Genomic DNA, 14482 nt, shown 5'->3' on the forward strand with positions numbered 1-14482 from the left:
AATCACCTCTGATTCTTATCATCTGGGACCCATCTTCCTATTGACCACTCAATGAGACTTATTTATCGCCGTTCTTATAACGACTCACATCAAACATCAACATAAGCGTCACCTCGGTACTTTGTAACAAGATTTAAGTATTAAATGCTTCCGATAAATTATTCTACTCGCATGGATATCACTTCTTAAGCCATCTTAAACAACAACTTAAGTATCTCCATTTTTATATCTACTAACATTTCTCATGAGCTTTACCTCACTTTTTGACGTTAATCTTTTAAAATTTAGCTTGCGATTTCTGGTGGTATCACTCCCTTGTAGCTATTTTATGCGACTCTCTTAATCTCCGTTCTTGTAACGCCCTACTGTCATACTGCTACACTCCTTAGAGACCAATTGTAAAGTTTTTGTTTTGCCTACTGTTTTATTAGAGAGCTCAGTCTCCATTTTTATACCTTGAAATATTGATCGTCACCATGGCTACTACCTCCTTGATGAATCCTTATCTTCTTTACAGTTTTATTATAATGTAAACGCTTACTTTTGTCAATCTTTTAACTCGAAAACGCAAGATTTTTTGAAAAAAGATTTCTTTGCTACAATAGAGACATGTTAGATTTAAAAGATTACGGCATCATCATGTGGGATGCTGAGAAGATTGCTTCCTTCCGTCGCACGCTCCTCGACTGGTACGATCGTGAAAAACGTGATTTACCTTGGCGTAGGACCAAAAATCCTTATTATATCTGGGTCAGTGAAATCATGCTACAACAAACCCAGGTACAGACTGTCATTCCTTATTACGAGCGCTTCTTAGACTGGTTCCCTTCCGTTAGGGATCTGGCTGAAGCTCCAGAAGAAAAACTCCTCAAGGCCTGGGAAGGATTAGGTTACTATTCACGTGTCCGAAACATGCAAAAGGCTGCCCAGCAAATCATGGATGACTTTGATGGTCAGTTTCCAGATACATATGAAAACATTGCCAAACTCAAGGGCATCGGACCCTATACTGCTGGTGCTATTTCTAGCATCGCTTTTGGACTCCCAGAGCCCGCTGTTGATGGTAATGTTATGCGGGTTATGGCCCGTCTCTTTGAGGTTAACTACGATATCGGAGACCCCAAAAATCGTAAAATTTTCCAAGCAATCATGGAGATTCTAATTGACCCTAACCGACCCGGCGACTTTAATCAGGCCCTTATGGACCTCGGGACCGATATTGAATCTGCCAAAAATCCAAGACCAGACGAAAGCCCTATTCGCTTTTTCTGTGCAGCCTATCTCAACGGAACCTATGACAAATACCCCATCAAATTACCTAAGAAAAAGCCCAAGCCAATGCAAATTCAGGCTTTTGTTATCAGAAATATGAAGGGTGAATTTCTGCTCGAAAAAAATATCGAAGGGCGTCTGCTAGGTGGTTTCTGGTCCTTCCCTATCGTGGAAACAGACTTTATTGGCCAACAACTCAGCCTTTTTGAAAAGGATGATTGTATTCTCGAGACAGTCTCTCAAAAAGCTATTTTTGAGAAAGATTATTCCCTCAAACCAGAGTGGTCTAGCAATAATTTTGCACCCGTAAAGCATACCTTCAGCCATCAAAAATGGACCATCGAAATGGTGGAAGGCAACGTTAAGAACGGTAAACCTACTTCCGATAAGGAGCTACGCTGGGTGGCTAGTCAAGACTTTGACCAGTTCCCAATGGCCACACCACAGAAGAAGATGATTAAAACTTATGAAGACAGTAAAAAAGGATAGCATTGTGTGCTACCCTTTTTCTTATACATCAAGTTTATCGTGCTTACGGCCTCGCAAAGCAAGGTATACTTTTGAAAGAACTACTCCCAAAAAGATATAAAACAATTCCAAATAAGTCACATTTTTTGACATCAAAAATTCAATCATACCCAACACAACGCTCCGTAACTTACTGCTCCTCCAGCTAATCCCAATAAAGCTCCTCCTGGGCCACTAGTGATAAGACCCGTGATACTTGTTCCGAGGGCTGCCTTAGCTGCATTGTTCCAACTACATCCACCACCTACAACCACTGATAATTCCTGATGTGTCAATACTTGTTGTGTCATTTCTGATGTTTTCAATATATTTTCTCCTTATTAATACTAATTTTTCTATTTATGGTAATTGTGAGTTGCAAATCTCTTAGTGTCCTCACTAATCACTAAGAGATATCCTAAAATTAACTGTCTATTCTATCTCCTTTCATTTTAAAGACAACTGTCGCTAGCTCTCAGTTATATCCTTAAGTTATGCTTTTATTATAGGTAAGATGGCCAATAAAAAATAGTGACATAAATGTCACTATGGAGGACAAAAAAGCCGAAACGTTTAAGTTTCGGCTTGAAAATTATTAATCGACTTTATAGAAGAAGTAACTGTCGTCAGTGGTTCCATAAATTGACTGACCACTCCAGATGCGGTCCTTACTTTTATCTGACTGATCATCAGCTTTCTCATTTGGTGATGATGTTACAGAACCGGTCAAGGCTACTCCTTTGGGTAAGAATGCAATCATTCCACCACCAGGACCAACTTCTTTTGGCACAAGTCCTGCTTTAAAAAAGCCATCAGCAATTTTACCATATTCAATTGCTACTTTCTCAGTATCACTCACTAACCCATTTTTATCAAAGGTCATCGTATAGCCTTTGCCATTCTTCCAAGTTCCAGCGATACTTGAGAAATCACCATTCTGAATAGCATTGATGTCCATACCAGTCTCTTTATTTGATTTGCTGTCGCTACTGCTTGCTTCTGTCTCGTCACTACTTGAGTCGTCAAAGTCATACCAATCCTCGACAGACAAATCAAGAGTCTGAGCGTCACCGAGACCAACCTTACTTGCACCGTCTGTTGTCTCAGACATACTGAAATCAACCGATTGAAGTTGGTTAAAGGCGCCATCCTTGATTTCATAGGTCTCAGCCTTGGCCTCAGGTCTCATACGCTGGAATTGTTGGCAGTAAATCGTACCATCTTTATAAAATTTCATGGTACTCAAGTAACCACCCTTGGCAAAGGTTCCAGCACTTTTTGCAAATACAGGCTTATCATCATTATCAAGATAATATAGCGCGTGAACACTGTCAGGGGTACCAATCAAAAGCTCAGCTGAACCATCATCGTTGATGTCTACATAGCTATATTGCACGTTTTCTCCTGCTCTTTTAGCATCAAAAATAGTGCTAGTCGCATAAGCTTCGTCAGACGAAAGATCACCTGGAACAGCTGATGTATCGCCGTTCAAAGCAATGGGACGATAGAGGTCCAAGACCGAAGCGTAGAGTTCATCGTAGCTCACTTCCCCAGTCTCAGATGAATCACTACTCACTTGCTCAGACTTAGAAGTACTGTCGCCTGAACCTGGAACGTCCGTATTTGTTGCGTTACAAGCTGTCAACAAGAACAAACTTGATAAGAGCGCAAATCCTGTTAATTTCTTTTTCATAACTATCCTTTCATAAGAAACGACCTAATATAAATATTAAATCATTTAAATCTCTCTGACATTATGTTAACAATTGTATGGTTGATAAGTCAAGTATTTTTTGAAAAATTAATTTATATTTATTTATCAAGAACACTTATATAATCATAGCTTTCACTATAATCCAACAATTCCATCCTCAATTAAATTAGAGTTTTGATTAAAATGTCTAGATATTGATTAGTGATTATTTTTACAATTACAAATATCTGCATCAAAAAAAGCCGGACCTCAGTCCAACTTTCATCTGTCTAATTCTACTTAGTCATAAAGTAGGTGATAATCACCAATACTGCTACGATAGCTAGGACAACGGCTAGAAATCCCAACATATAACGCAAGAGAAAGTAGGTAAATGGAAAATTTTCTTTCATGTTTTACTTTGCCTCATACCATGTGCGGCCGTCATTCTCATCTGCAATGAGTGGGACAGCGAGTTCTACTGCAGCTTCCATAGTTTCTTTAACCAAGGCTTTCATGGCTACAAGTTCGTCATTTGGCACCTCAAGGACGATTTCATCGTGCACCTGTAGGAGCATCTTAGTTTTATAGCCACCTTCTACCAAAGCCTTATCCAAGTTAATCATAGCAATCTTGAGGATATCAGCGGCACTTCCTTGAATAGGCGAGTTAATGGCTGTTCGCTCTGCGAAGTTGCGGACATTAAAGTTACGAGAATTGATATCTGGCAACTCACGACGGCGGTGGAAGAGGGTTTCTACATAACCCTTATCCTTGGCCTCACGAACCACATTTTCCATATAGGCCTTAATACCTGGATAGCGCTCAAAGTAGGTGTTGATATACTCCTTAGCCTTTTTACGGCTAATGCCAAGGTTATTAGAAAGTCCGAAGTCAGAAATGCCATAAACGATACCAAAGTTAACAGCCTTGGCGTTACGACGGTCGTTAGGTGTGACATCCTCTGGTTTTTCAATGCCAAAAACACGCATGGCTGTAGAGGTATGGATATCTGCCCCCTCTTTAAAGGCAGCAATCAAATGCTCATCTCCCGAAATGTGAGCAAGCACGCGCAACTCAATCTGTGAGTAATCCGAGCTGAGAAGCACTGCATCCTCAGTCGATGGGACAAAGGCCTTACGGATGAGACGCCCTTGCTCCAAGCGAACGGGGATATTCTGCAAGTTGGGGTCCACTGATGAGAGGCGACCTGTCTGTGTTAAATCTTGCACATAACGGGTATGGATCTTGCCATCCTCAAGAATATAGTCCTGAAGCCCCAAGACATAGGTAGACTGAAGCTTGGTGATTTGGCGGTACTCCAAAATCTTAGCTACGATTGGAGCAATTGGCGCTAATCGTTCAAGGACATCCACAGCTGTCGAGTAACCGGTCTTGGTTTTCTTAGTGTATTCCAAAGGTAGCCCCATCTTTTCAAAGAGGATAACACCCAACTGTTTAGGCGAGTTGATATTGAACTCTTCGCCCGCCATTTCGTAGATTTCTTGGGTCAATTTATCGATAACCACTTGGTTTTCCACTGCCATCTCATTAAGGGTTTGTCCCTTAACCTTAATACCGGCAATTTCCATCTTAGCTAGCACATTTGCCAGTGGTAATTCCATGTCAAAAAGAAGCTCTGATTGACTGTGTTCAGCTAGTTTTTCTAGCATGACCGGTTTAGCAACCTGAAGGACCTTGACTTTTTTAGCTAGGTGGCTGAGCAAGACCTCTTTTTCAGGTACGGCACGCTTAGCTCCCTTACCATAGACCACTTCATCTGTTTCTAACGGTAGGTCCGTATAGAGACGGGCAATGGTTGACAATTCATTGTCCTCAACGGTTGAGAGGAGATACTTGGCCAGACGGGCATCAAAATTGGCCGTCGGCAAGTCAATACCTAGATGGCTCAAGAGCACCTTACTACGCTTGAAATCGTAGATATTAACAGCTTTAGAAAGAGCTGCTTGGAAGGCTTCTGATTTGAGTAGGTCAGTATCTGTAGACGCATAAATCTGCTTGTCATTTCCCCAAGCAAAACCGATGATAGGCTCCGTGTGATAATTCTCACCAAGAATTTCAAAATAAAAGAAATCATCAGGGCTAAAGTGATCTTCTGTCACTTGGCTAGGCTCGGTATAGGCCACATCAAAATCTTGTGGCACAGCCTCCCCACCAAGGGCATTTTTGAACTGAACAAAGCCCATTTCATCATAAAAGGCTGACAATTTTTCAAGGTCAGGTCCCGTAAAGGCCGTATCATCTAAGCAAATTTCAATTGGAGACTGGGTATCAATGGTCGCCAAGGTCTTAGAAAGGAAGGCTTGATCTTTATCATTGATGAGATTTTCCTTCATCTTGGACTTCTTCATCTCATCAATGTGGTCATAGATACCTTCAAGGGAACCGTGTTCCAAGAGGAGCTTGAGACCAGTCTTTTCACCAATCTTAGTAACCCCTGGAATATTATCGGACTTATCACCCATGAGGGCCTTGAGGTCGATGAATTGCTTTGGAGTAATCCCCATTTTCTCCATGAGATATTCAGGGGTGAAGGCCTCAAACTCTGCCACACCCTTTTTAGAAACCTCAACCACGGTATTGACATCAGTCAACTGAATCAAGTCCTTATCCCCAGAGACAATCGTAACTTGGTAATTCTCACTCGCATTTTCAGCCATCTTAGCCAAGGTACCGATAATGTCGTCTGCCTCGTACTGAGCCAAGTCATAATAGGCGATGCCACGTGCAGCCAACATCTCACGGATATAAGGGAACTGCTCACGGAATTCCTCTGGAGTCTTGGCACGACCAGCCTTATAGTCCGCAAACATCTCTGTACGGAAAGTTGTTTTACCAGCATCAAAGGCTACCAAGACATGGGTCGGCTGGATTCGCTCAAGTAGGTTGTCCAACATGAGGTGGAAACCGTAGATGGCATTGGTATGAAGGCCGTTATTGTTACGAAAACGGTCAATTTGATTATAAAGTGCGAAAAAGGCACGAAAGGCAACGGACGAACCGTCAATTAATAGTAATTTTTTCTGATTAGTCATAGGTTTATTATAGCATAGATGGGAGCATTGGTTTTGATTGAAAATCTCTTATTTATGAACGACTCTCTTGTAAAATAGTCGTTCATAAATAATAAGCTGCAAGGAAAATTGTTCATTGACAAACTTTAGAAATAATCAGTCAGCAGTATTGTTACAAGTATTTCCAAGCTCCACTCCCCATATCCAAATATGCTATAATAGAAGCTATGAACACAAAGATTTTAGACCAATTAGAATTTAACAAGGTCAAGGACCAGTTCACAGAATACCTGCAGACTGAACAGGCTCAGGCGGAGTTGCATGACTTGGTACCTATGACCAATCCAGAAAGAATTCAAAATCAATTTACAGAAATTCAAGAAATGGCTGAGATTTTCGTAGAGCACCATGGCTTTGCCATTGGTAGCTTGCGAGATATTTCTGAGCCCTTGCGTCGCTTGGAACTAGATGCTGACCTCAACATCCAGGAGCTCATTGCCATTAAGAAGGTGCTGCAAGCTTCTGCTGACCTTGGTCGCTTTTACGCTGACCTTGAAAATGTAGAGCTCATCGCCCTTAAACGTCTTTTTGATAAGATTGGAGCCTTCCCAAGTCTACAAGGCAGTCTTCAGAGCATCAATGACGGTGGTTTTATTGAGCATTTTGCTAGCCCAGAGTTGCAAAATATTCGTCGCCAACTTAAATCTTGTGATGATGCCATTCGCCAGACCTTACAAGACATTCTCAAGAAATCTGGCCACATGTTGGCTGAGAGTTTGATTGCTAGTCGTAACGGTCGTTCGGTTCTTCCTGTCAAAAACACCTACCGTAACCGTATTGCTGGAGTTGTGCATGACATCTCAAGCTCTGGAAACACAGTATATATCGAGCCACGCGCCGTTATCCAGCTTAACGAAGAAATTACACAATTACGTGCAGACGAACGCCACGAGATGGCCCGCATCCTGCATGAACTATCTGATCAACTCCGTCCACAAGCGACTGCTATCGCCAACAACGCTTGGATTTTGGGCCACATGGACTTCATTCGAGGAAAATATCTCTATCTCCATGATAAAAAGGCGGTTATTCCAAAGATTAGTGACAATCAAACACTCCAACTGCTTAACGTCCGTCATCCTCTCTTGGTTAATCCAGTAGCCAACGATTTGCGCTTTGATGAGGACCTCACGGCCATTGTCATCACAGGTCCCAATACCGGTGGTAAAACCGTCATGCTTAAAACTCTAGGACTAGCTCAGCTAATGGCTCAATCTGGTCTGCCAATTTTGGCTGATAAGGGCAGCCGTGTCGCCATTTTCCAAGAGATTTTTGCGGATATCGGAGACGAACAGTCTATCGAACAGAGCTTGTCAACTTTCTCTAGTCACATGACTCACATTGTCGAGATTTTGAACGCTGCCAACAGTAACAGTCTGGTCTTGGTCGATGAGCTTGGGGCTGGTACCGACCCTCAGGAAGGGGCTAGTCTAGCCATGGCAATCCTAGAGCACCTCCGTTTGAGCCAGATTAAGACCATGGCTACTACTCACTATCCTGAGCTTAAGGCCTATGGGATTGAGACGCAACATGTGGAAAATGCCAGCATGGAGTTTGACACAGCGACTTTAAGTCCTACCTATCGTTTTATGCAAGGGGTTCCTGGTCGTTCTAATGCCTTTGAAATTGCTCGACGCCTCGGTTTGAATGAGATTATTGTCAAGGAGGCAGAAAACCTCACGGATACTGATAGTGATGTCAACCGTATCATCGAGCAACTTGAGGCCCAAACTGTGGAAACACAAAAACGTCTGGAACACATCAAGGACGTTGAGCAAGAGAACCTTAAATTCAACCGTGCGGTTAAGAAACTCTATAATGAATTCTCCCATGAGTACGACAAGGAACTCGAAAAAGCTCAAAAAGAAATTCAGGATATGGTTGATACAGCTTTGGCTGAGAGCGATAGTATTCTCAAAAATCTCCATGATAAGAGTCAACTCAAGCCTCATGAAGTTATCGATGCCAAAGGAAAACTCAAGAAACTTGCCCCACAAGTGGACCTCTCTAAGAATAAGGTCCTTCGTAAGGCTAAGAAAGAAAAGGCTGCGCGTGCCCCTCGTGTTGGAGATGATATCATCGTTACCGCCTATGGTCAACGTGGTACTCTTACCAGTCAGACCAAAAATGGTAACTGGGAAGCTCAAGTAGGTCTCATCAAGATGACACTCAAAGCGGATGAATTCACTCTGGTTCGTGCCCAAGCTGAAGCCCAACAACCTAAGAAGAAACAGATTAACGTGGTTAAAAAAGCCAAGAAGGCATCTGGTGGTCCTCGTGCCCGTCTAGACCTTCGTGGGAAACGTTACGAAGAAGCTATGCAAGAGCTTGATGCCTTTATTGACCAAGCCCTACTTAATAACATGAGTCAGGTGGACATCATCCACGGTATTGGTACAGGTGTTATCCGTGATGCTGTTACCAAATATCTCCGCCGTCATCGCCATGTTAAAAGTTTTGAATATGCCCCACAAAGTGCCGGTGGTTCTGGATGTACCATTGCAACTCTAGGGTAAGCAATATAAGAAAGACTGAGACACTATGTCCAGTCTTTTTCATACGCTCCAAATCCAGTAACAAAAAAAGGCTCCCTCAATCAAGGAAGACTTCTTTTTTCTATATCACACTGGTCCACAAGTGCTGGATGATTTGACTCACTGGAAAATAGTAATTAATCAAAAAACGTAATACCCAACTTGATGACAGGAGTGTTTGGATGTTGTTCATAGGCACAGTTGCAAGAATGTTACCTAACATGGTCACGGGAACAAGGCTCACCAATGAAGCCAAGACACCACCTACCACTTGGTAACGTCTCTGGTCAAGTCGCTCAATTCTCACAAAATGAAAGAAAATCCCAAGAAAACGCAAACCATAATAAGCCACACAGTAGATGGCGAAATAAGCGACACCCGCATAGTAGACACGGTCAAGTGAAAAAATATTCTGGTCTGTAAAGAAAGCTATGCTAGCATCCCTAGTCGGATTGGTATAAGGTACCCAAAGATTAATAGCCTCGCCTAGCGGTTGATAAAAATAAGCAGCCACACCCATGGCGATAATGACTGAAACCACATAATAGGCTTGCATAAAGAGACCACGACGGTAGCCAATGTAAAAATTCCAAGCTACAATGGCTAAGACAAGAAGCCCAATCATGCGTCATCCCCATTACGCTTAGCCGTTGCTTTGCCTTTTAGTTGTTCGAGTTGCTTAGCTCTTAGGATTTCCAACTCTTTTTCCATATCTTCCACTTGGATTTCACGTTCTAATTGCGTTGACAATGAATTAATAGCCATTAAAATAGCGATGGTTTCATTGTCAGCCTTTTTCATCTGCTCCTTGATAATATTATATTTTTCATGAGCAACACGCTCTACTTCTTCCATGAATAGATTATCCTTGTCAGTCGTTAGCGTCAGTTTTTTCTCTCCAAAATGAAATTTGTAACGGTTTTTACTTGCCATTTGCTTATTAACTGCCTAATTAATGGTGGTCATAGATTGTCCACCGCAGCTTCTCCTTACTTATTAGTGTAGTAGATTTCCTTCTTACCGAACAAGATTTATACACTTGCCTTGGGGCGTATTTGATACTCAAATGCCAGACACTCTTTTACAATTTAGAAAAAAAGGCAAAAATCGGCATTCTCTTTTTAATCATTATATCCTAAATTTTAACTTTCGTAAATTTTAGACTTTGCACTTCCCCAGAAAAATCATTTTTCAAGACTTAGTCCCTGTAAAATATCTGCCAATTCTCCTTTTTTGTGCTAAAATAGATTCCATGGGCACAATCGTATTAAAAATGACAGCAAAGCAGATTTCAACACTTCAGAAAGACCTGGCAAGCTATGCGACTGCGACTAACAATCCCTATGCTAGTTTTTCAGCCAAGGTCAATGGCACAAGTGTTATTGCCTATACTTCAGGTAAGGTAACCTTCCAGGGTGCTAAACCAGAGGTTCTAGCTAGCCGTTTTGGCTACCAAGCTGAGCCTAAGCAGTCACCTGAAGGGCAAAATCTAGCCCTAATTGGATCAGACGAAGTGGGAAATGGCTCCTATTTTGGTGGACTAGCGGTCGTAGCTAGTCTAGTGACACCAGCCGACCATGCTTTATTGAAGTCCTTGGGGGTCGATGATTCTAAAAATCTCAATGATAGCAAGATTCGTCAGCTTGCCCCGCTCTTGGAGGAGAAGATTCCTCACAAGGCACTACTACTTTCACCCCAGAAGTACAATGAAGTGGTAGGAGACGGCAAGGCACACAATGCTGTATCAGTCAAAGTAGCCCTCCACAATCAAGCTATTTTCCTACTGTTACAAGCAGGAGCGAAACCAGATAAGATTGTCATCGATGCTTTTACCAGTGAGAAAAATTATCAAAAATACCTTAAGAAGGAGCGCAATCGCTTTGACAATCCCATCACCTTAGAAGAGAAAGCTGAAGGCAAATACCTAGCTGTGGCGGTAAGTTCTATCATCGCTCGCAATCTCTTCCTGGAAAATCTGGATAAACTCAGCCAAGAAGTGGGCTATACCCTGCCTTCGGGAGCAGGAACCAAGTCCGATCAGGTCGCTGCCAAGCTCCTACAAGCATATGGAGATCAGGCTCTCCAAGCAACTGCTAAATATCATTTCGCCAATACTAAAAAAGCCTACCAACGCTTAAAATAATCCTGAAAGGCCTTAACTATGCAAAACAAATGGACCCAATTATTCCTCAAATTCCTTCGTGAATGGGGAGTTTTCATCCTCTTTATCACCTTCTTCCTCTTGACACGTCTTTTCCTCTGGCTCCCTGTCCAAGTTGACGGCCACTCAATGGATCCAACCCTAGCAGATAGACAGCGTGTTATCGTTTTGAAGCACACGTCTATTGAACGTTTTGACATTGTCGTTGCCAAGGAAGTTGAAGAAGGTAAGACCAAACAAATTGTAAAACGTGTCATTGGGATGCCAGGTGATACCATTACCTATCAAAATGATAAACTTACCGTCAATGGCAAGGAAGTTAAAGAGAAATATCTCAAGGAATTTCAGGCTGCCTTTGCTAAGGACAAATTACAAAAAGAATATGACTACCGCGATTACTTCCAACAGTTAGCCAAGGATGCCAAGGCCTTCACAGTCAATGCTGAGGGCAATACGACCTTCACGGTTACTGTTCCAGAAGGCAAATATTTCCTACTTGGAGACAACCGTATTGTTTCCAAAGATAGTCGAGCAGTTGGTTACTTTGACAAGAGTGCTCTTGTAGGGGAAGTTAAATTCCGCTTCTGGCCACTTAGTAAAATTGGTACCGTTGAGGACAATTAAAAACACTAAATAAGATAAGGTTGGGGAAACCCAGCCTTATTATGTATCTAGGAAAAACATATGCAAGAATTTTATTTTTCAGGAACTATTCAACGTGTCATTTTCGAAAACGCTAGCAATTTTTTTCGTATCTTACTCTTAGAGATTGACGAAACGGACAGTGATTTTGAAGACTACGAAATCATTGTCACAGGAACTATGGGGGATGTCATGGAGGGTGAAGATTATACCTTCTGGGGTCAGTTAACCAATCATCCCAAATATGGTGAACAACTCCAAATGACACGCTACGAACGGTCAAAACCTTCTGCTAGCGGTCTTATCAAGTATTTCGCTAGCGACAATTTTAAGGGGATTGGTAAGAAAACAGCTGAGCGTATTGTCGAGATTTATGGTGAAGACCCTATTGACAAGATTCTCGAGGATCCTAGCGAGTTAGAGCAGATCCCCAACCTCTCCAAGGTCAATCGAGAAGCCTTTGTTGCTAAGTTAAAAATCAATTATGGAGCCGAGCAAATCCTGTCCAAACTTTCTAGCTATGGACTCACACCAAAGGCCGCCTCACAAATTTTCAACCAATATAAGGAAGAGTCACTAAATCTTATTGAGGAACACCCTTATCTATTAGTAGAGGAGATTCAAGGAATCGGTTTTAAAATGGCCGATCAGTTGGCTGAACGTCTGGGGATTGCTAGCGATGCCCCTGAACGTCTACGAGCCGCCCTAATACATTGCCTGCTAGAGGCCTGTATGGAAGAGGGGGACACCTACATCGAAGCCAAGGCTTTGCTTGAAAGGACGATTACCCTTTTGGAGGGTGCCCGCCAGATTGAGCTTGACCCTGCCTTGGTTGCTCACCAATTAACCAACCTCATCCAAGAAGACAAGGTTCAAAATATAGAGACTAAAATCTTTGATAATACCCTATATTTTGCGGAACAGGGCATTTATACCCACCTGAGTCGTATCATAAAAGACCAGCCTAACATCAGTACTGAAGACAAAATCCTTGCAAGCCTTGAAGAAGTGGAAGAGGACCTTGGTATTACTTATGACAAGGTTCAGAAAGATGCCATTATTAAAGCACTACAAAGCAAGGTCTTCATCCTGACGGGTGGTCCTGGAACAGGAAAAACAACTGTCATCAACGGAATTATTAAAACCTATGCTGACCTTCATGGTTTAGATCTCAAAAAAACTGATTTACCCATTATTTTAGCAGCACCAACGGGACGGGCTGCGCGTCGGATGAAGGAACTAACCAATCTTCCTAGCGCCACTATCCATAGACATTTAGGCCTCAATAGCGAGGATGATTTCAAGACCTTAGAGGACTACCTTGATTGCGATTTGATTATTATTGACGAGTTCTCTATGGTTGATACTTGGTTGGCCAATCAACTCTTTGAGAGCATTGCGGACTCTACTCAGGTTATCATTGTGGGTGACCAAGACCAGCTACCTTCCGTAGGCCCTGGTCAGGTCTTGGCTAATCTCTTACAAATTAATGAGATTCCTAAGGTTTCGCTGACCAAAATTTTCAGGCAATCCGAAGATTCCACCATCGTTACCTTGGCTAGTCAAATGCGTCAAGGCCAACTACCTGCTGATTTCACAGAGAAAAAGGCAGATCGCTCTTACTTTGAAGCCAATGCCAATCATATTCCACAGATGGTTCCTAAAATTGTCTCAGCCGCTATAAAGAGCGGGATTGCTGCTCAGGATGTGCAGATTCTAGCCCCCATGTACCGAGGACAGGCTGGTATCAACAATCTCAATACCATTATGCAGGACCTACTCAACCCCCAAGAAAAGGCCAATCAATTTGCCTTTAATGACATATTCTTCCGTAAGAATGACAAGATTCTCCATCTGGTTAATGATACAGAACTCAATGTCTTCAATGGTGATATCGGTATCATTACCGACCTGATTCCCGGTAAATACACTGAAAGCAAGCAGGACGAAATTTACATGTCCTTTGATGGTAATGAGGTTATCTATCCTCGCAACGAGTGGCATAAAATTACCCTGGCCTATGCCATGTCAATCCATAAATCCCAAGGAAGTGAGTTCCCTGTCGTTATCCTTCCCATCACACGCCAAAGTGGACGTATGCTACAGCGTAACCTCATCTACACCGCTATCACACGCGCCAAGAGTAAGCTAGTCATGTTAGGGGAAATTGCAGCCTTCGATTATGCCGTTCACAACGAAGACGCCAAACGCAATACCTACCTCATCCAACGATTTGAACAAACTTATACACAAGTTGTGGATAAGTCTGTCGAAAAGATTGTTAAAAACGAGGCAAAAGACGCCTCCAATCAAACAAAAACGAAAAAGGCTGACCCCTCAGAAACCCTTGAAAATAAAGGATTCTCAGAAGATGTCAATACAGATACAACTCTTATCAACACTTATTCACAAGCTGTGGATAAGTCTGTTAACAAACCTGTGCAAATAGTAGAAAACTATCGTTTAACTGAAGACAATTGGGCCACTATTGACCCAATGATTGGTCTCAGCGAAGATGATATTGCAGCCTTTTTTAACAGCAACTAAAGAAAAAGACTTGGAAAGCGTCTCACTGAGA

At 42.2% G+C, this 14482-nt stretch carries 10 protein-coding genes; 5 read left to right on the forward strand and 5 right to left on the reverse strand.

Annotated elements, in window-relative coordinates; translation table 11 throughout:
• Positions 1 to 609 precede the first annotated feature (609 nt).
• The gene (gene mutY / locus HSISS2_RS09395) at positions 610 to 1761 is read left to right on the forward strand and encodes an A/G-specific adenine glycosylase (RefSeq protein ID WP_021146495.1); all 1152 of its coding nucleotides are present in this window, start codon (positions 610 to 612) and stop codon (positions 1759 to 1761) included.
• Positions 1762 to 1904: 143 nt separating this feature from the next.
• Here mutY and HSISS2_RS09400 read toward each other — a convergent pair whose 3' ends face one another.
• The 3 genes from HSISS2_RS09400 to polA all read right to left on the reverse strand — a co-directional run bounded on the left by HSISS2_RS09400 (position 1905) and on the right by polA (position 6528).
• The gene (locus tag HSISS2_RS09400; protein ID WP_021143608.1) at positions 1905 to 2105 is read right to left on the reverse strand and encodes a Blp family class II bacteriocin; all 201 of its coding nucleotides are present in this window, start codon (positions 2103 to 2105) and stop codon (positions 1905 to 1907) included.
• Positions 2106 to 2374: 269 nt separating this feature from the next.
• Positions 2375 to 3472: a DUF6287 domain-containing protein gene (locus tag HSISS2_RS09405; RefSeq protein ID WP_021146497.1), complete on the reverse strand. Its 1098-nt coding sequence runs from the start codon at positions 3470 to 3472 to the stop codon at positions 2375 to 2377.
• A gap of 416 nt (positions 3473 to 3888) precedes the next feature.
• On the reverse strand, positions 3889 to 6528 hold the full coding sequence (polA, locus tag HSISS2_RS09410) for a DNA polymerase I (protein ID WP_021146498.1): 2640 nt from the start codon (positions 6526 to 6528) through the stop codon (positions 3889 to 3891).
• A gap of 206 nt (positions 6529 to 6734) precedes the next feature.
• Between polA and HSISS2_RS09415 the strand changes: the two genes are divergently transcribed.
• Positions 6735 to 9083, forward strand: a complete 2349-nt coding sequence (locus HSISS2_RS09415; protein ID WP_021146499.1) for an endonuclease MutS2 — start codon at positions 6735 to 6737, stop codon at positions 9081 to 9083.
• Between the two features lie 100 nt (positions 9084 to 9183).
• On the opposite strand, the gene HSISS2_RS09420 is transcribed toward HSISS2_RS09415, so the two are convergent.
• The gene (locus tag HSISS2_RS09420; RefSeq protein ID WP_008535618.1) at positions 9184 to 9726 is read right to left on the reverse strand and encodes a CvpA family protein; all 543 of its coding nucleotides are present in this window, start codon (positions 9724 to 9726) and stop codon (positions 9184 to 9186) included.
• Positions 9723 to 10034 carry a hypothetical protein gene (locus tag HSISS2_RS09425; RefSeq protein ID WP_002889294.1) on the reverse strand — a complete coding sequence of 104 codons (312 nt, stop codon included), beginning with the start codon at positions 10032 to 10034 and terminating at the stop codon, positions 9723 to 9725. Before HSISS2_RS09425 ends, HSISS2_RS09420 begins: the two co-directional genes overlap by 4 nt.
• Before the next feature lie 319 nt (positions 10035 to 10353).
• On the opposite strand from HSISS2_RS09425, the gene rnhC reads away from it, so the two are divergent.
• The 3 genes from rnhC to HSISS2_RS09440 are packed head-to-tail and all read left to right on the forward strand — an operon-like array spanning position 10354 to position 14451.
• On the forward strand, positions 10354 to 11244 hold the full coding sequence (rnhC, locus tag HSISS2_RS09430; RefSeq protein WP_042767137.1) for a ribonuclease HIII: 891 nt from the start codon (positions 10354 to 10356) through the stop codon (positions 11242 to 11244).
• 18 nt (positions 11245 to 11262) lie between these two features.
• Positions 11263 to 11886 carry a signal peptidase I gene (gene lepB, locus HSISS2_RS09435; RefSeq protein WP_021146501.1) on the forward strand — a complete coding sequence of 208 codons (624 nt, stop codon included), beginning with the start codon at positions 11263 to 11265 and terminating at the stop codon, positions 11884 to 11886.
• Positions 11887 to 11946: 60 nt separating this feature from the next.
• Positions 11947 to 14451 (forward strand): ATP-dependent RecD-like DNA helicase, encoded by a 2505-nt coding sequence (locus HSISS2_RS09440; protein ID WP_021146502.1) that lies wholly within the window; start codon positions 11947 to 11949, stop codon positions 14449 to 14451.
• Positions 14452 to 14482: the final 31 nt, after the last annotated feature.

Origin of the sequence: Streptococcus sp. HSISS2 (genome assembly GCF_000448665.1) — a bacterium.
Lineage (GTDB): Bacteria > Bacillota > Bacilli > Lactobacillales > Streptococcaceae > Streptococcus > Streptococcus raffinosi.

Coding starts and splice junctions, on each gene's coding strand:
- rnhC (WP_042767137.1), top strand. CDS start 10,354: ATGGGCACAATCGTATTAAAAATGACAGCAAAGCAGATTTCAACACTT.
- HSISS2_RS09425 (WP_002889294.1), bottom strand. CDS start 10,034: ATGGCAAGTAAAAACCGTTACAAATTTCATTTTGGAGAGAAAAAACTG.
- lepB (WP_021146501.1), top strand. CDS start 11,263: ATGCAAAACAAATGGACCCAATTATTCCTCAAATTCCTTCGTGAATGG.
- HSISS2_RS09420 (WP_008535618.1), bottom strand. CDS start 9,726: ATGATTGGGCTTCTTGTCTTAGCCATTGTAGCTTGGAATTTTTACATT.
- HSISS2_RS09405 (WP_021146497.1), bottom strand. CDS start 3,472: ATGAAAAAGAAATTAACAGGATTTGCGCTCTTATCAAGTTTGTTCTTG.
- polA (WP_021146498.1), bottom strand. CDS start 6,528: ATGACTAATCAGAAAAAATTACTATTAATTGACGGTTCGTCCGTTGCC.
- HSISS2_RS09415 (WP_021146499.1), top strand. CDS start 6,735: ATGAACACAAAGATTTTAGACCAATTAGAATTTAACAAGGTCAAGGAC.
- mutY (WP_021146495.1), top strand. CDS start 610: ATGTTAGATTTAAAAGATTACGGCATCATCATGTGGGATGCTGAGAAG.
- HSISS2_RS09440 (WP_021146502.1), top strand. CDS start 11,947: ATGCAAGAATTTTATTTTTCAGGAACTATTCAACGTGTCATTTTCGAA.